Annotated in this window: 21 protein-coding genes and 1 tRNA gene; 13 read left to right on the top strand and 9 right to left on the bottom strand. The window is 59.1% G+C overall.

Annotated elements, in window-relative coordinates:
- Nucleotides 1-126: 126 nt before the first annotated feature.
- Nucleotides 127-200, top strand: a tRNA-Gly gene (locus QYQ93_RS08050).
- 80 nt (nt 201-280) lie between these two features.
- Here the strand turns inward: QYQ93_RS08050 and QYQ93_RS08045 are convergent.
- Nucleotides 281-1,444 carry an MFS transporter gene (locus tag QYQ93_RS08045; protein WP_043046367.1) on the bottom strand — a complete coding sequence of 388 codons (1,164 nt, stop codon included), beginning with the start codon at nt 1,442-1,444 and terminating at the stop codon, nt 281-283.
- 95 nt (nt 1,445-1,539) lie between these two features.
- Here QYQ93_RS08045 and QYQ93_RS08040 point away from each other — a divergent pair, with 95 nt between their 5' ends.
- The 5 genes from QYQ93_RS08040 to QYQ93_RS08020 all read left to right on the top strand — a co-directional run bounded on the left by QYQ93_RS08040 (nt 1,540) and on the right by QYQ93_RS08020 (nt 4,208).
- A complete protein-coding gene (locus tag QYQ93_RS08040) occupies nt 1,540-2,433 on the top strand; it encodes a LysR family transcriptional regulator (RefSeq protein ID WP_338476680.1) in 894 nt (297 codons plus the stop codon).
- Nucleotides 2,434-2,598: 165 nt separating this feature from the next.
- Nucleotides 2,599-2,781: a type II toxin-antitoxin system HicA family toxin gene (locus tag QYQ93_RS08035; RefSeq protein WP_338476679.1), complete on the top strand. Its 183-nt coding sequence runs from the start codon at nt 2,599-2,601 to the stop codon at nt 2,779-2,781.
- A gap of 22 nt (nt 2,782-2,803) precedes the next feature.
- Complete coding sequence (locus tag QYQ93_RS08030; RefSeq protein WP_338476678.1) at nt 2,804-3,214, top strand: type II toxin-antitoxin system HicB family antitoxin; 411 nt, start codon at nt 2,804-2,806, stop codon at nt 3,212-3,214.
- An 82-nt stretch (nt 3,215-3,296) separates the two neighbouring features.
- Nucleotides 3,297-3,608: a hypothetical protein gene (locus QYQ93_RS08025; protein ID WP_043046362.1), complete on the top strand. Its 312-nt coding sequence runs from the start codon at nt 3,297-3,299 to the stop codon at nt 3,606-3,608.
- A gap of 99 nt (nt 3,609-3,707) precedes the next feature.
- Nucleotides 3,708-4,208: a methylated-DNA--[protein]-cysteine S-methyltransferase gene (locus tag QYQ93_RS08020; protein WP_338476677.1), complete on the top strand. Its 501-nt coding sequence runs from the start codon at nt 3,708-3,710 to the stop codon at nt 4,206-4,208.
- Here the strand turns inward: QYQ93_RS08020 and QYQ93_RS08015 are convergent, their stop codons facing one another.
- Complete coding sequence (locus QYQ93_RS08015) at nt 4,209-4,991, bottom strand: GNAT family N-acetyltransferase (RefSeq protein ID WP_043046359.1); 783 nt, start codon at nt 4,989-4,991, stop codon at nt 4,209-4,211.
- A gap of 177 nt (nt 4,992-5,168) precedes the next feature.
- On the opposite strand from QYQ93_RS08015, the gene QYQ93_RS08010 reads away from it, so the two are divergent.
- Entirely contained in the window at nt 5,169-5,594 is a 426-nt protein-coding gene (locus QYQ93_RS08010; protein WP_338476676.1) for a low affinity iron permease family protein, read from the top strand.
- 54 nt (nt 5,595-5,648) lie between these two features.
- On the opposite strand, the gene QYQ93_RS08005 is transcribed toward QYQ93_RS08010, so the two are convergent.
- From QYQ93_RS08005 to QYQ93_RS07990, 4 genes are all read right to left on the bottom strand, one after another.
- Nucleotides 5,649-6,176, bottom strand: coding sequence for a DUF4142 domain-containing protein (locus QYQ93_RS08005; RefSeq protein WP_005785958.1), 528 nt, complete (start codon nt 6,174-6,176; stop codon nt 5,649-5,651).
- A gap of 120 nt (nt 6,177-6,296) precedes the next feature.
- On the bottom strand, nt 6,297-6,938 hold the full coding sequence (locus QYQ93_RS08000) for a LysE family translocator (RefSeq protein ID WP_338476675.1): 642 nt from the start codon (nt 6,936-6,938) through the stop codon (nt 6,297-6,299).
- A 45-nt stretch (nt 6,939-6,983) separates the two neighbouring features.
- Complete coding sequence (fos, locus tag QYQ93_RS07995) at nt 6,984-7,400, bottom strand: fosfomycin resistance glutathione transferase (RefSeq protein WP_043046353.1); 417 nt, start codon at nt 7,398-7,400, stop codon at nt 6,984-6,986.
- Nucleotides 7,401-7,415: 15 nt separating this feature from the next.
- Entirely contained in the window at nt 7,416-8,333 is a 918-nt protein-coding gene (locus QYQ93_RS07990) for a LysR substrate-binding domain-containing protein (protein WP_419178661.1), read from the bottom strand.
- Between the two features lie 77 nt (nt 8,334-8,410).
- Here QYQ93_RS07990 and QYQ93_RS07985 point away from each other — a divergent pair, with 77 nt between their 5' ends.
- On the top strand, nt 8,411-8,899 hold the full coding sequence (locus QYQ93_RS07985) for a DMT family transporter (RefSeq protein ID WP_043046351.1): 489 nt from the start codon (nt 8,411-8,413) through the stop codon (nt 8,897-8,899).
- Nucleotides 8,900-8,922: 23 nt separating this feature from the next.
- On the opposite strand, the gene QYQ93_RS07980 is transcribed toward QYQ93_RS07985, so the two are convergent.
- The gene (locus QYQ93_RS07980; protein WP_338476674.1) at nt 8,923-9,597 is read right to left on the bottom strand and encodes an NAD(P)H-binding protein; all 675 of its coding nucleotides are present in this window, start codon (nt 9,595-9,597) and stop codon (nt 8,923-8,925) included.
- An 89-nt stretch (nt 9,598-9,686) separates the two neighbouring features.
- Nucleotides 9,687-10,814 carry an L-threonine dehydrogenase gene (gene yiaY, locus QYQ93_RS07975; protein WP_338476673.1) on the bottom strand — a complete coding sequence of 376 codons (1,128 nt, stop codon included), beginning with the start codon at nt 10,812-10,814 and terminating at the stop codon, nt 9,687-9,689.
- Nucleotides 10,815-10,937: 123 nt separating this feature from the next.
- Between yiaY and QYQ93_RS07970 the strand changes: the two genes are divergently transcribed.
- A complete protein-coding gene (locus tag QYQ93_RS07970) occupies nt 10,938-11,954 on the top strand; it encodes a DUF4917 family protein (protein WP_338476672.1) in 1,017 nt (338 codons plus the stop codon).
- 140 nt (nt 11,955-12,094) lie between these two features.
- On the opposite strand, the gene QYQ93_RS07965 is transcribed toward QYQ93_RS07970, so the two are convergent.
- Nucleotides 12,095-12,622, bottom strand: a complete 528-nt coding sequence (locus QYQ93_RS07965) for a helix-turn-helix domain-containing protein (protein ID WP_043046345.1) — start codon at nt 12,620-12,622, stop codon at nt 12,095-12,097.
- A 160-nt stretch (nt 12,623-12,782) separates the two neighbouring features.
- Between QYQ93_RS07965 and QYQ93_RS07960 the strand changes: the two genes are divergently transcribed.
- The 4 genes from QYQ93_RS07960 to QYQ93_RS07945 all read left to right on the top strand — a co-directional run bounded on the left by QYQ93_RS07960 (nt 12,783) and on the right by QYQ93_RS07945 (nt 16,170).
- On the top strand, nt 12,783-13,565 hold the full coding sequence (locus QYQ93_RS07960; protein ID WP_043046343.1) for an aldolase: 783 nt from the start codon (nt 12,783-12,785) through the stop codon (nt 13,563-13,565).
- Nucleotides 13,566-13,592: 27 nt separating this feature from the next.
- On the top strand, nt 13,593-14,465 hold the full coding sequence (locus QYQ93_RS07955; protein WP_338476671.1) for a dihydrodipicolinate synthase family protein: 873 nt from the start codon (nt 13,593-13,595) through the stop codon (nt 14,463-14,465).
- A 200-nt stretch (nt 14,466-14,665) separates the two neighbouring features.
- Complete coding sequence (locus QYQ93_RS07950) at nt 14,666-15,205, top strand: RNA polymerase sigma factor (protein WP_338476670.1); 540 nt, start codon at nt 14,666-14,668, stop codon at nt 15,203-15,205.
- Complete coding sequence (locus tag QYQ93_RS07945) at nt 15,202-16,170, top strand: FecR family protein (RefSeq protein ID WP_338476669.1); 969 nt, start codon at nt 15,202-15,204, stop codon at nt 16,168-16,170. The genes QYQ93_RS07950 and QYQ93_RS07945 overlap by 4 nt, the downstream gene beginning before the upstream one ends.
- The last annotated feature ends 37 nt before the right edge of the window (nt 16,171-16,207 follow it).

Genomic DNA, 16,207 nt, shown 5'->3' with positions numbered 1-16,207 from the left:
CCTCTGTCTGTAGGAGCGCTTCGCACTCCGGGGTGAGTGAGCGCCCTCACCACATGCAACCCGCACATTTTTCGAAGAAAAACTTCAAATCCTGGCGGACATCTGGTACAAAGTCAGCCGCTCTGAGCGGGTATAGTTTAGTGGCAAAACGAAAGCTTCCCAAGCTTTAGTTGAGGGTTCGATTCCCTCTACCCGCTCCACTCAGATTTTGCGCTTGCGTCGAGATGGTTCTGGCGCGACTGCATAAGAACCGGCCCTTGGTGGCCGGTTTTTTTATGGGTCATGGTACGCGGATCAGCTCAGGTTTAAGGGGCTTCCAGCCGGCCAGCGCGATCAACAGGGTCATCATCTGGAAACCGATGATCAGCCCCACACAACCGGCCCAACCCCAGCGCTCCCAGATCAGTGCCGGGACGATAGCGCCGCAGCTACCCCCCAGGTAATAACAGGTGAGATAGACCCCCACCGCCCCTGCCTTGTCGGCGCCAGCGGTGGCGGTGGTGAAGGCATTGGCAGTGGCTTGGGCCAAGAACACGCCGGTAGAACTGAGTGCCAGGCCCACCACAATGCACCAGAGGGAAGGCGCCAGGGTCAGGGCCGAACCACAGACGCCCAAGATGGCGGCAACGCTCAGCAATTCGACGTGCGGGCGGGCTTTGCTGAGGCGGCCAGCGATTGGGATCACGATCAACGCCAACAGAAACACCATGTACAGCGCCCCCAAAGCGGCAGGCCCGAGGTTGAATGGCGGTAAGCCAAGGTATAGACCTGCGTATGTAAAAGTAGCGACTTGCGAGAACAATACGCAAAAGCCCACGGCGTAAGCGGCCAGCAACGGCCTGCGCCAAACGCCTGACGAAGCCGCCTGGACTTGCTGCACCCGCGGGCGATTGGCAGGCAGCAGGAACTGAATAAAACCGCCCACCATCAAGCTCAGTACCGCCAGCCACTCAAACGCTTCACGCCAGCCCACATACTCGGTCATCACCCCGGAGATGAAGCGCCCGCCAAGCCCTCCCAACACGGTGCCCGCCACGTAAAGGCTGGTGACTTCGGTCACCGTGCCGCCGTGCCAGCGATCGCCGATGTAGGCCACGCTGGAGGCAAACACAAACGGGATCAACATGCCCTCGACAAAGCGCCACACCAGCACTTGCGCGAAACTGTCAGCATAGGCCGTCATCAACACCGGCCCGGCCAGCAGCAACGCCGCAGTCGAGATCACGGTACGCTGTTCGAAGTGCCGGGTCAGGCGGCTGACAAATGGCGCAGTCATCGCCACGGCCAGTGTGGTCACGGTAATACTCCATCCCGCGGTCTTGGCGCTGATATGAAATTGCGCGGCGAACACCTGCAAGATGCTCTGGGTGGCATAGAGATTGAGAAACGCCGCGCAACCACACAGGAACAGGGCAAGGCGGGCACAGTGCAGGCGCGGTTTCATGAAACTTCTCGTTTTATTTTGTGCGGTCTTTATAGAATGGCCAGAGGGCTTAAAACCAATACCGAATTCCGACCGATTGATACCCAAGGACCAGGATGCTCGACCTACGCAAGCTGCGTTACTTTCTGACGGTCGCCGAAGAATTGCACTTCGGCCGCGCAGCAATTCGCCTGCATCTGGCCCAGCCGCCGCTGACCCGGCAGATTTCCGCCCTGGAAACCGAATTGGGGTTCAAGCTGTTTGACCGCACCAGCCGCACGGTCACCCTCACTGCCCAGGGAAGGGCGTTCCTGCCCTACGCCAGGAGCGTGTTGGAACAGGTGGAGTTGGCGCAGGTGATCGCCGGTAAATTGGCTGCCGGCACGGCGGGTCAGCTGACATTGGGCTACGTCAGCTCAATCGCCCTGTCAGACCTATTCAGCCGCGCCATCCAGGCCTTCGCCCAGCGCTTTCCCGATGTGCAACTGACCTTGGTGGAGTGCGCCTCCGGCGGTCTGGGCGCGCAGGTCGCAGATGGGCGCCTGGATATCGGCTTGAGCCGGCTGTTGCCAAAAAACACTGATGTCCACGTATTGTCACTGGGTGAAGAACGGCTGGTGGCAGCAGTCTCCAGCGACAGCCCGTTGGCGAGCCAGGCGAAGGTCAGCCTGGCGCAACTGAGCACTTACCCGCTTATTCTGTTTCCCGCTGACTATGGGTCAGGCTTGAACCAGTCCATCGAGCAACTTTACCGCAACCATGGCCATCCGTTGCGGCCTGGACCCACCGGACGGCAGATCACTTCGATCATCGCCCTGGTGGCGGCCGGACAGGGCGTGGCACTGGTGCCGGACTGTACGCAGAGTCTGATGAACAGGGGCGTGACCTATAGGCCAATGCAGGAAGTGGATGCGTGTGCAGAGTTGCTGGTACTGACCCCGGCATCAGCAAGAAGTGTATTGGCGGATGCATTTCTTGGCGTACTTGAGCAGTCACTGCATACCCGTTAGCCCTGAAAATCCTTGCAATACCTCTCCAAGGCGCCTTTGCTGCGCGCCCATACACTTCATTCAATGCTTACTGAAAAACTGCACAGCTGCCGCTGGTAGGTAGCGTGTTGATTATTTTTTTTCAGTGGTTATAGTCACCACCAACACACACCACAAGGAGGTGATGTGGACAGTCGATATTTGATCGGTCATATCATTGCAGACGGTTGGTATCTTGTACGCATCAGGGGCAGTCATCACCATTTCAAGCACCCGACGAAGCCAGGGTTGGTAACGATCCCTCATCCAAAAAAGGACCTGCTGGATAAGACCGTAAAGAGCATCTTGAAACAGGCTCTGTTGAGTTAACCGTCCCTGGAGGGCAACACACATGCTTTACCCCATCGCAATTTCAACCGGTGACAAGGACCACGCGTGGGGCGTGGAGGTCCCGGATATTCCAGGTTGCTACTCCGCCGGCGATGACCTGGACGACGCCATGGCGATGGCCCGCGAAGCCATCGAAGGGCACTTCGAGATCCTGGCAGAAGATGGCGCCCCGATCCCCAGCTCCCAGAAAGTCACCCTGCATGCCGCCAACCCACAGTACGCCGGCTGCACTTGGGCAGTAGTGGACATCGATGTCACCAAGTACCTGGGCAAGGCGCAAAAACTCAACATCACCCTGCCGGGGTACCTGTTGAATCGCATCGATGAATATGTGTTGAGTCATCCGGAAGAAAAAAGCCGCTCGGGGTTCCTGGCGTCGGCAGCGCTCAAGGTATTGCAGCAGGACCGGTAATTACCTAAGTAAAATCTTACGGTGGTGACGAATACACATCGTGATGATGTCAGCTCGTCGATTCAGATATCCGGAGCACCCCATGCTTGAAAAACCTATCCTGCGTCAAGTGGTTGGCTGGGTGGTAGTGGTGCCGCTGCTGGTCTCGTTTTTAAGGCTGCCATTTCCCCTTGGCTGGTTACTGATACTCGGATCGATTGCAGCATCGGTTTACGGCGTAAGGTTCGCCTCGCGCCATGCCAGCCGACGCGTGACGTTTTTCGCGCTGATCATGACCGTACTCAATGTGATTTCGTTGGCGACGGGTCATGCATCAGTGCTCGTGGCGCTCTATTGGATCTCATGGCTCTATTGGTACCCGTACTATTCCAGTTGGGTTTACTGGAGCTTCTAGCCTGGCGACGAATTTGACCGCAAGAAACGTAGTTTCCTCGCCAGCAGGTGCAGCTACAGTAGCGTCATCCCCATTAACGCCCTTTCGAGGAGCCTGCTCATGACTTACCACTACAAGCTCATGCCCTCCCCCGTCGGTGAACTTACGCTGGTGGCGCGCGAGGGCAAACTCAGCGCTATCCTGTGGGAAGCAGAACGTGCCAACCGCGTGCGCCTGGGTGAATTGATCGAGGCCAACCACAACCCGGTGTTGTTGGAAACCGAGCGCCAATTGACCGAATACTTTGCTGGAACGCGCAATCACTTCGAGCTGGAACTGGACTTCGCAGGCACCGACTTTCAAAAGCAAGTCTGGAAGGCCCTATTGACCATTCCGTTCGGCGAAACCCGCAGCTACAGCCAGATCGCCCAGCAAATCGGCAACCCGAAGGCCGTGCGCGCAGTAGGCGCCGCCAACGGGCGTAATCCGATCTCGATCATCGCACCGTGCCATCGCGTGGTGGGTGCATCGGGCGGGCTGACCGGGTTTGCAGGAGGGCTTGAGGCCAAACAGTATCTATTGACCCTCGAAGATCGCGGCCAAGTCAAAATGGCTTTCTGATCATAGGCCTGGTACAGCCACGCGAACAAAAGCCCGGTAGTCGAATAAACGCTCGAAACCCAACTTGCGATACAGCGGGACGGCGCCCTCCGATGCCTCGAGAAAGCATCGCTGGGCGCCCAGGCTCGACGCATGATTCAGGGCCTCTTGGATCAAACGCGTGGCATAGCCTCTCCCGCGCGAGTTAATGAGCGTGCCAACATCATTAAGCCGGGCCTCTCCATTGCATAGCGACAAGGTCAACGAGCAGCTCACCTGCCCCTCGGCGGACAGGGTGAAGTGATAAAGGCTTTCACCAGCGTCAAGGGCTCTCTGGTGTCGGGCCTGATAATGCGCAGCCACCTCGGGTAGCATCGCGTACGCATTGCCAAGCGGAACGGCCCACTCATTCAAATCCCGTGTCAGGCGGACCTGCACATCACCCTCACCCTCTGATGGAATAAGCGCTGACAATTGGAGCACCATCGCCGTAGTTTTTTCAGCGGGCTGAAAATCGAGCCCGGCAAGCAATTCGCGCAAGCCCTCGACCTTTTGCTCATGAATCACCAGGCGTACTTCAATCAGGGTGCGTCGGATCAGCTCGAGTGTCGCAGCCATTTCATCTCCCAACGGACCGCTGCCAAGACGAATGAACAGCAAATTCAACAGGAAATCATCCTCGTCAACAAAATACGCGTTGATGGCTGCGCAGTAGCGGTGATGCGTCAGGCAGGTGGCGGCAAAATAGTGGTCTTCGGTCAGGTGATAAAGTGTGTCCAGTTCAAAAGCAGGGTCAGCACGCATGGGCAGTTTCCAGATAAAAAACCCAGTCTTGCTCTGGCCGTTTTAGAACGCCGTAGGTTCATGCCTAAATACCTGGCAGAAAACGCTCAATTTTGTTCACATGCTAAGTTGTAAAAAGAAATTTCAGCGACTGCCCGCGGTCAGTATTTTCATCACCCTTTTTGAGGAAAAACGGTCATGAAATTCTCTGCAGTCTCCCAAACCCTGTCCCGTTGGGCAGGCAGTCCCAGGACCTTCTACGCGGCAGTCGCGCTGATTCTCCTATGGAGCCTGAGCGGGCCGTACTTTCACTACAACGACACCTGGCAACTGATCATCAACACCTCCACCACCATCATCACCTTCCTGATGGTGTTCCTGATTCAGAACACGCAAAACCGGGATAACGACATCCTGCATATCAAGATCGATGAACTCTTGCGCGCATCCAAGGACGCACAGAATGCCGTGCTCAGCCTGGATGGCCTGGACCGCAAAGAACTTGAAAGACTGCGCAAGGAGTACCGCAGCATTGGCAGCAGCGACAAGGTGAGTTTGAACAGCAGTTGCGGGGCCGAGGCCGACGATGCAGCGCAGATCAAGACTGACCTGAACCAGGCCTGAAAAAAACGGCGGTTGGAGTGATCCAATCGCCGTTTTTTATTTCACGTAATAGCCTCAGCCATCACCTTGATGCCCCTTGCCATAGGTCGATGCCAGGGCTCGGGCTTTTTGCAGACGCTCTTCGAGCTTGGGCAGCGTTTCATCCACCAGTGCTTTTATTTCCGGCACATCCGACGCCGCACCTTCTTTTTTGAACAGGGCGATGGCGTCCTCGTTTTCCTTGACCTGTTGCGCGGTATAGGCAGCGTCAAAGGAGTCGCCGTCCTTGAGTTCGGGCATCAGGGTTTCGGCTTTATCAACGATCTTTTCCCGAGGTGCTACCGGCAAGTCGAGCTTCTTGGCGATGGCTGCCAAGTGCTGGTTGGCCAGGGTACGTTCGTTGATGACCTCGATGGTGTAGTCCTTGATCTCTTGGGATGAGGTCTTGGCGTGGGCCATGCGACTGGTTTCGATATCGGCCATGCCTTTGGCCGAAGCCTGCTCGATGAATTCGGCAGGCGACTGGGCGAAAGCATTGCTGGCGCCGAGGCCCAGCAGCATCGCGAAACTGGCGGTGCGTAACCGGATAGCCATGCGGCTCATGATGGGTTCCTCCAGGGCAAAAATAAGTGCGGGGAAAACACGCCCCGCCCTGAGTTCGAATTTTTTGCGCGGCAAAGGTTTAGAAAAAACCTGCCAGTGCGACGAACGGTCGTGGATGCGTCAGGCCGGTTTATTGCCGAACAGGCCCGGCAGCGCGTGCGCCAAAGCATTGATGGCGAAGCCGATAAACATCACGCCACAGAGCCTGGTGATAAGGATTTCATGACGCTGATACACCGTACGCACCCGCTGGGCGCCGACCACGCCGATCAGAATCGCGTAGGCCAGCAGGCCACCGATAAAGCTCAGGAAAATCAGCGAGGGCAGCATCGACCAGGTCAGCAACTCTGCACGGCTGGACAGCAACGCCGTGAAGGTCGCCACGGCAACCGGATACGCCTTGGGGTTGGTCAGGCCGAACAGAATGCCATGCCAGAACGGATGCCGCGCCGCGCCCTGGGGCGCATCGCTGTTGCGGCGCTGGGTGCGGATCGCCCGCCAGCCGAGCCAGAACAGATACACACCGCTGAGCACACCCAGTACATCGAACGCGCTGCTGCCGACTTCCCGCGCACCGACGATGGCAATCAGCGCCGTGCTGCACCACACCACATCGCCGAGCAAATGCCCACACAGGAAACCCGCCCCGGCACGTCGACCACGGGCAGCGCCGATGCCGAACACAGCCAAGACACCCGGGCCAGGGGTAATACCGTAGATAAAACCCGATGCAAGGACGGCGAGCAGCAAGGAGGGGGTCATAGGTAGGCTCTGACAGACGTGTGAAGGTGATTGATTCTGCATGTTTCAGCGCGGCGGGTAAAACTTCATTCCCGCATAAGGCTTGGCGCGACACGCTTGCAGGCGCGAGGCCAAGTCGCCGACATGGGCCTCCAGTTTATGGCCGTCAGGATCGAGGAAATAAAACGACGCGCCTTCGCTGCGGTTGTCGCGCCACTCCTGCACGCCAGCCGCCCGCAGGCGCTCGACCAGCGCGGCGAAAAGAGCGGCCTCGACGTTGAACGCATAGTGGGTATAGTCCGCCGCTGGCACGCTCGGACGCAACGGGTCCAGTGACAGGCAAAGCCACAGGCCGGGTAATGACAGGTAGGCACCGTTGTCCCAGGTGGCGTCAAGCTGGAGGTGCAACAACTCATGATAAAAACTGACGCTGCGCGGCACATCGGTCACGGCCAGGGTCAGGTGGTTAAAGCCGCTGAGCATGTAGATTTCCCGTGGTTATTGGTGACCGTCTGACAATACACTCCGCACCCGCCCAATCAACCACTGCAACCCCGAATCCCCACCCCGCCGCGCATGCCAGGCCAGTTCAAAGGCAAATGACGGAATATGAAAGGGCGGTGGCACGGCCAACAGGCGTGCATGATCGATATCCAGTAAACCCCGGGATGACACCGTCAAAATCAGGTCCGTGCCCTCGATCAACTGTGGCGCCACGCCCCAATGCGGCAAGCTGATCGCCACATGCCGCCGTTCACGTATCGCGTGTAGGGCCCGTTCGATTTCCGGCGTGCCACTGCCACGCATCTCCAGCAGCACATGGGGGCGTGCGAGGTAAGTCGGCAGATCCAGCACGCCGCTGGGTGCAAGGCTGCTGCGGTCGACCAGGCAGGTGTAATGCTCTGCAAACAAAGGCGTAGTACGCAGTTCGGCGGGCATATCGGGGAATACGCCAGCCGCCAGGTCGAGATCGCCATTGAGCACGCCATCGACCATACCTTCACGGCTGGCCTGGATGATCTGCAGATCGATGCCAGGCGCTTCATGGCGTAGGACGCGGACCAAGCTGGGCAGGATAATCGCCGCGCTGTAGTCCGACATCGCCACACGAAACCGGCGCTTGGCCGAAACCGGGTCAAAACGATTCGGTGCCAGCAACGTCTGCACTTGGGCAAGGGCTTCGGTCAACGGCACCGCCAGCTCCAGGGCACGCGCCGTTGGGATCAGCGTCCCGCCCTGGCGCACCAGCAACGGGTCACCGAGCATATCGCGCAAGCGCGCCAACGCATGGCTGACTGCCGGCTGGCTCAGGTGCAGGCGCTCGGCAGCGCGGGTGACATGTTGCTCGCTGAGCAAGGCGTCGAGGATCACCAGCAGGTTCAGGTCGATGCGGCGCAGATCATTCATCAGCTGCATGCTCGGCATAAGAATTTGGAATTTAAATTTGCGTGACGAATAGCCTAGAGTCCAGCAAAACCTCTGGGAGATTTGAAATGACGACGTTGCATTGGCTGGGTTTGTTAGCGCTGGCGGTGATTGCCGGGGCGGTGGTGCCGTTTCAAAGTGCGATCAACGCCAATCTCGGGCGCGGGCTCGGGCATCCGTTGTGGGCCACCCTGGCGTCATTGCTGGTAAGCATCATCGTGCTGCTGCCAGTGATAGTGGCGCTGCGTTTACCACTGCCGAGCCTGGCCTTTATCAGCAAGGCACCCTTGTGGATGTGGGCCGGCGGCGCGTTCGGCGTATGTTTTATTTCGTTGGCGTTGATACTGCTGCCCAAGCTGGGCGCATCGGGGTTTATTGCGTTGGCCATGGCCGGACAGATTCTTGCATCGTTGCTGCTCGACCATTTCGGTTTGTTCGGCCTGGTGGAACGCCAACTGAATACGCCACGGGTGCTGGGGGCGGTGTTGTTGATCGGCGGCGTGGCGTTAATTCAGTTCAGCGCAGCACCCGCCCGGGCGCTGGCAACTACCGGCTGATCAGATCGAACGTTTGTGCAATCTCAACGGCGCTCGGCAGCCAGGCGATTGATCTCGGCCTGCTCCACCACCGGCTGCGGCGCGCCATGGCTGGCGGCTTGCAACATCGCCCGGCCGACGGTCTCGGTGCTTACCACCCAAGCCGGTTTTACCCGACGCACAAACGAGAGCACAGGCCCGAGCACGCTGTAGAAAGATTGGTACAGCGGCGTTTTCGAACGCACGCCATGCAGCGGCTGGATAATCCCCGGACGGAACAGGTACACCGCCTTGAACGGCAGCCGCAGCAAGGCATTCTCGGACTTGCCCTTGACCCGCGCCCACATCGACTTGCCCGCCTCGGAACTGTCCGTGCCGGCACCGGACACATAGATAAAGGTCATCTGCGGATTAAGCCGCGCCAGCGTACTGGCAGCGACCAGGGTCAGGTCATAGGTGAGATGGGTGTACCGCGCTTCGTTCATGCCCGCCGAGGAAACGCCGAGACAGAAGAAACACGCGTCAAAGCCTTGCAACAGGTTTTCCAGGGGTTGGAAATCCAGCATGTCGCTGTGCAACACCTGGTGCAGCTTGCCGTGCTCCTGGGTCAGGGGCATACGGCCGACGGCGACGACTTCCTGCACATCAGCCGCCAGCAGGCATTCGCGCAGCACGCCCTGCCCGACCATGCCGGTGGCGCCGAATAACAGAACTCTCATCAGGGGACCTCAGCGGCAAGCCGCAAGCTTGCTCAAGTTAAACGCATTCAGCGTATAGCTTAACGCTTGCGGCTGAAGGCTGCCCCCTATCAAAACGCGCTACGAAAAATCTCTTCGATCTGACGTTGATCCGCTCGCCGTGGATTGGTCAGCCCGCACGCGTCCTTCAACGCATTGGCAGCCAGCAGCGGGAGTTCGCGCAGGCCAGCGGGAATATCCACGTCCTGGGACAAGCGGCGAATTGCTGCAATGGCCGCCTGCGCGCCCTCTTCCACCGTGATGCCCTTGATATCCGCGCCGAGGGCACGAGCCACGTCGCTCAGGCGTTTGGCACTGACACTGGCATTGAAGCTCTGCACATGGGGCAATAACACCGCGTTGCACACGCCATGGGGCAAGTCGTACAAACCGCCCAACTGGTGGGCCATGGCATGCACAAAACCCAGGGACGCGTTGTTGAAGGCCATGCCGGCGAGAAACTGCGCGTAGGCCATGTTCTCCCGTGCCGCCATGTCACTGCCATCGCGCACCGCCAGGCGCAGGTTGGCGCTGATCAGCTCGATGGCCTTGATGGCGCAGGCGTCGGTGATCGGCGTAGCAGCGGTGGACACATAGGCTTCGATGGCGTGGGTCAGCGCATCCATGCCAGTGGCAGCGGTGAGCCCCTTGGGCATGCCGACCATCAGCGCCGGGTCATTGACCGACAGCAGCGGCGTAACATTGCGATCAACGATGGCCATTTTCACGTGGCGGGTTTCGTCGGTGATGATGCAGAACCGTGTCATCTCGCTGGCAGTGCCGGCGGTGGTGTTGATAGCTACGAGCGGCAGTTGCGGCTTGCTCGATTGGTCGACGCCCTCGTAATCGCCGATACGCCCGCCGTTGGTGGCGCACAGCGCGATGCCCTTGGCGCAATCATGGGGCGAGCCGCCGCCCAGGGACAACACAAAATCGCAGGCATTTTGCTGTAGCAGCGCCAGGCCCTTCTCGACGTTTTCCACCGTGGGGTTGGGCCTGGCGCCGTCGTAGATCGCCGAATCGATATCCTGCATCGCCAGCTTCTCGGCGATCATGCTGGCCATGCCGGCTTTGGCCAGGCCGGCATCGGTGACGATCAAGGCTTTACGAAAGCCATAATTGCGAATGGCGATCATGGCTTCGTCGAGGCAGTCGCTGCCCATGATGTTGACGGCGGGGATGAAGAACGTGCTGCTCATGGTCAATCCTCAGAGGCTTTATGCCCACAGAATCAACCTGTACCGCATGGCGCATCTTGATCAGGATCAACGTCGGCTCGTGATAAAGTCACCGCCCAGCCGATTTCGAGTAGACCCGCCGCAATGAAGGATTTCCAGGATATTGACGCCCACCTTGAAGACTGGAGCGCCCTGCGCGCTGCCCTCGACTTCAGCGGGATTCTGATCGGCAACGGCGCCAGTCGTACGATTTGGGAAGACTTCGCCTACGATTCGCTGTTCGAAAACGCCCGCACCGTTGAAGAAAAACCCCTGAGCCAGTCCGAACTCAGCGTATTTGACGCCCTGCAAACCCGCAGCTTCGAACAGGCCCTGGGCGCCTTGAAGACCACCAGCCGGGTCAACAAGGCCCTGGCGGTGAGTTCGGCGGCGCCGCGTAACCGTTACTACGCGATCAAGGAAGCGCTGATCAACACCATTCATGCCGTGCACATTCCCTGGCGCCTGGTGCAGCCGTCGACGCTGACGACGATCAACGCAGAATTGGCCAACTACGCCACCGTCTTCACCAGCAACTACGACTTGCTCAACTACTGGGCGATCCTGCACACGCCGGGCATTGATGACCTGTTCCGCAGCGCCGACTCAAGCTTCGACCTGCGCAATACCCATACCGATGCCACGCGCATCCTCTACCTGCACGGCGGCCTGCACCTGGTGCGCAACCTCGATGGCACGGCACGCAAACTGCCGTCCACCGACAGCACCTTGCTCAGCAGCTTTGCGATCAACAACACGATCAAGACCCTGGACGATGTGCCGCTGTTCGTCAGTGAAGGCAAGGTAGAAGAGAAGCTCAAGAGCATCCGCAGTTCGGATTACCTGTCGTTCTGTTATGAGCAACTGCTGAGCCATGAAGGCGCGTTGTGCATCTTCGGCCACGACTTGGGACCGCAGGATCAACACCTGGTGGATGCAATTCGCCAAGCCAGCATCAGCACCCTGGCGATCTCGGTGTCGGGGCGCAGCGATGGGTTTATCCGCCAGCAGAAGCGGCGGTATTTGGAGTTGTTTGAGGGCAGTGGGGTGGCGCTGAAATTCTTCGCGGCGCGTACGCATCCGCTGGGTAACCCGGCGCTTTCAGTCCCGGTCGAACGCTGATCCAGTGAACAAAGAAAATCAAATGTGGGAGGGGGCTTGCTCCCGATAGCAGAGAGTCAGCTACAGATGAGCTGACTGATCCACCGCAATCGGGAGCAAGCCCCCTCCCACACTGACCGCATTTCAGGTTGCGGCAAGCGTTACTCCTCCGAGCTGTGCACCACCACCAGCAACTGCGCCTGCACCTCTCCCACCGAACGAAGGCGGTGGGGCTTCTGCGCATTGAAATGCAAAGCATCACCACGCTCCAGCAACACCCGCTCGTTCATGAAATCCACTTCCACCCGGCCTTCATGCACGAACAGAAACTCCTCCCCCAAATGCTCCTTGAAGGTCTTGTCGGTGAACTGGGCCGGTGGGTAGATGATGAATGGCAGCAGGCTGCGCTCGCTGACTTGATGGGCCAGCACCGCATAACCCGGCGAGGTGTCGGGACGTTCGTGGCTGCGCACCAGGCTGTAGCTGTCGAGGCTGACCTTGTCTTCGCTGAACAGCTCTTCGACCTTCACGTTCAACGCCTTGGCCAGTTTCAACGCAGCGGCAATGGAGGGCGTGTTGAGTCCGCGCTCGACTTTCGACAGGTAACTCTTGGTCATCCCGGATTTTTCAGCCAGGGCCTCAAGGGTCACGCCAAGTTTTTTTCTCAATAATTTCAAACGGATAGACATTTGCTGCGGTTAATCCCTGCAGAAAGCGATGAGCCGTGCTTGCTTATGACACATAGTGTCATATAGCATCATTCGTGTCATTTGCATTCACCCAACGACCTTGCGAGCAGCGGGCGAGCAGCAAATCCGACGTCCATTGAACCACCCAAAGGACACCGATATGGCCAAGACATTAGCACTCCCAAAAGAACAACTGGTCAAGCAAGCCCTGAGCCAGATGCAAAACAATCTGGCAGATAATACGTGGACCGACCGGCAAAAGCTGGCGCTGACCTGCCGAATTCTGTTCGAGCACGGTCACGACTCCGGCCTGGCGGGGCAGATCACTGCGCGCGGGCCCACCCCTGGCACCTACTACACCCAGCAATTGGGCCTGGGTTTTGACGAAATCACCGCCAGCAACCTGCTGCTGGTCAACGAAGACCTTGAAGTGTTGGAAGGCCATGGCATTCCCAACCCGGCCAACCGTTTTCATACCTGGGTGTACCGCGGCCGCCCGGATGTAAACTGCATCATCCATACGCACCCGACGCACATTGCCGCGCTGTCGATGCTGGAAGTGCCTCTGCAGGTGTCACACATGGACCTCTGCCCACTGTACGAAGACTGCGCCTTCCTGCAGGCCTGGCCCGGCGTGCCCGTGGGCAATGAAGAAGGGGAAATCATCACCACGGCCCTGGGCGACAAGCGCGCCATTTTGCTTTCGCACCATGGCCAGTTGTCCACGGGCGCCAGCATCGAAGAGGCTTGCGTCATCGCACAGCTGATCGAACGTGCGGCCAAGTTGCAGTTGCTGGCGATGGCCGCAGGCACCGTCAAGCCGATCCTGCCGGAGCTGGGGCGCGAAGCCCATGACTGGATCTCCAAGCCCAAGCGCCATGGCGCCGCGTTCAACTATTACGCCCGGCAGAACCTGCGCACGCACGCCGATTGCCTGAACTGATTGCCCCTTTTTGACCGGAGTTTGCCCATGTCCAACCCAACTATCCACGGCATCATTGGCTACACCATCACCCCGTTCAGCGCCGACGGCCAGCGTATTGACCTCGACGCCCTCGGGCGCTCCATCGACCGCTTGATCGACAGCGGCGTCCACGCCATCGCGCCCTTGGGCAGCACCGGCGAAGGCGCCTACCTGAGCGACGCGGAGTGGGACGAAGTCAGCGCCTACAGCATCAGGAAAGTCGCCAAGCGTGTGCCGACCATTGTCAGCGTATCCGACCTGACCACCGCCAAGGCCGTGCGCCGGGCACGCTATGCCGAAGCGCACGGCGCCGATGTGGTGATGGTACTGCCCGCCTCGTACTGGAAGCTCAGCGAAGCGGAAATCCTCGCCCACTACGCCGCGATTGGCGACAGCATCGGCGTACCGATCATGCTCTACAACAACCCGGCCACCAGCGGCACCGACATGTCGGTGGAGCTGATCCTGCGCATCCTCAAGCAGGTCGACAACGTGACCATGGTCAAGGAGAGCACCGGCGATATCCAGCGCATGCATCAGCTGAAACTGCAGAGTGACGTGCCGTTCTACAACGGTTGCAACCCGCTGGCCCTGGAGGCTTTCGCCGCCGGTGCCAAAGGCTGGTGCACCGCGGCGCCTAACCTGATCCCCCAACTCAACCTGGATTTGTACCAGGCAGTGCTGGCTAATGACCTGAACCAGGCGCAGGAGCTGTTCTACCGCCAGTTGCCGCTGCTGCAATTTATCCTCAAGGGCGGGTTGCCGGCGACGATCAAGGCTGGGTTGCGCTTGACCGGGCTGGAAGTGGGTAATCCACGCCTGCCGGTATTCCCGCTGAGTGAAGCCGGGATCGAGCAACTAAAAACACTTCTGAAGTAAACACCCCGCCCCTGTAGGAGCGAGCTTGCTCGCGAAGAACGCCAACGATAACGCAGCACATCGGGTGTTCGGGTCGCCTGTTCGTTTTTCGCGAGCAAGCTCGCTCCTACAGAAGATGGCACTTCAATAGAGACAAATGACAATAATTCTCGATATCATTCGCGACTTTTCCACGTCGTGCTTCGTCAAGAAGGATATCCATGTCTCGTCCCAAGCCCGACCCGTCGTCGGCCGATGCCTGTCGCGGGTTTTATGCAGATATTCTGTATTTCCTGCGTAAACGCACGGACAACGCCAGCGACGCGGCGGACATGACCCAGGATGTCTTTACCCAATGGCTGGGCTACCGCGACCGGGCCAAGGTCGAGCAGCCACGGGCGTTTCTGTTCCAGATGGCGCGCAACCTGCTGCGCGATCACTGGCGCAAACAGAAGGTACGGCAGACCATCCACTCTGAACCCGCCGAAATGGATGCCGAGCCGGTCACCGACGAGCAGCACGACCCCATGGCCGCCGCCCTGCGCCTGCAACGTCTGGAACAGTTGAAAGAAGTCCTCGCCGAACTCTCGCCCCGCCGGCGAGAAGCCCTTATGCTGCACCGCTTCGAAGGCCTGAGCCAGGTGCAGATCGCAGAGCGCATGGGCATTTCGACCAGCATGGTAGAAAAGCACATCGCCTTTGCCCTGCTGCATTGCAAGCGACGCCTTCAACCCGACCCCGGCACGGAGCAGCCAGAATGAACCGCCTGAGCGACATCGACGCCCTGGACATCGAAGCAAGCGACTCCATCGACGCCCAAGCCGCCAGTTGGTTTGCACGCAACTGCAACGAGGCGAGCCGCGTCGACCGCAAAGCCTTTGCTGCCTGGCAAGCCGTGCCTGCGCACGCGCGCGCCTATGCCGAATTCGAACAGTTGTGGGCCGACCTGGCCCAATTGCAACAACTGAACAAACCCGTGCCATTGGCCCAGCGCAAGCCCAGCCTCTGGCGCCCTGCCCTGGCGGTGGCCGCTGCCCTGCTCTGCGCCGTGATGGCAACGCCTCTCGGCGCGCCCCGCGAGCTGTATCACAGCCAGATCGCCACCCAGGCCAAGGGCATGCGCACGTTGAACCTGCCCGATGGCAGCAGCTTGTTTGTGAATGCCAACACCCGCATCCGTGTGGAGTTCAACGCCCACCAACGCATCCTGCACCTGGACAAGGGCCAGTTGTATATCGAAGCGGCCGCCGACAAGGAGCGCCCACTTTACGTACAGGCCGGCGAGTCGAACGTACGGGTGGTGGGCACCGGTTTTGATGTGCGTCGCGGCCAGCAGCAACTGGTGGTCAGTGTTGCCCATGGCCAAGTGGCGTTCGAAGCGGATGGCAAAAGCCCGGTCACTCTGCTCGGCGCCCGGCAACGCGCTGCTTACAACTACGCCAAGGGCACCTTGCAACAGCAAACCCTCAGCGCCGAAGAAGTGGCCGATTGGCGCAGCGGGCACTTGTCGTTTCGTAATCGCGAGCTGGCCAGCCTGATCGACGAATTGAGCTTGTACCGTCCCCAACAACCGTTGCAGGTCAACAAGGCCGTCGCCCAACTCAAGGTGTCGGGCAACCTTGACGTGAATGACCCGGACGCCCTGCTCAGCGCCCTGCCCGCATTGTTACCGGTGAAAACCGTGGTATCGACCGATGGCATTGTGAGAATCGAGCCAAGCAAATAGCCTGCATAATCCACACATGAGAATATTTTGCATTCGC

It is taken from the genome of Pseudomonas khavaziana (assembly GCF_036704165.1).
Taxonomy (GTDB): domain Bacteria; phylum Pseudomonadota; class Gammaproteobacteria; order Pseudomonadales; family Pseudomonadaceae; genus Aquipseudomonas; species Aquipseudomonas khavaziana.
Note: the sequence above shows the minus strand (reverse complement) of the source record. Positions and strands in the feature narration are given on the sequence as shown.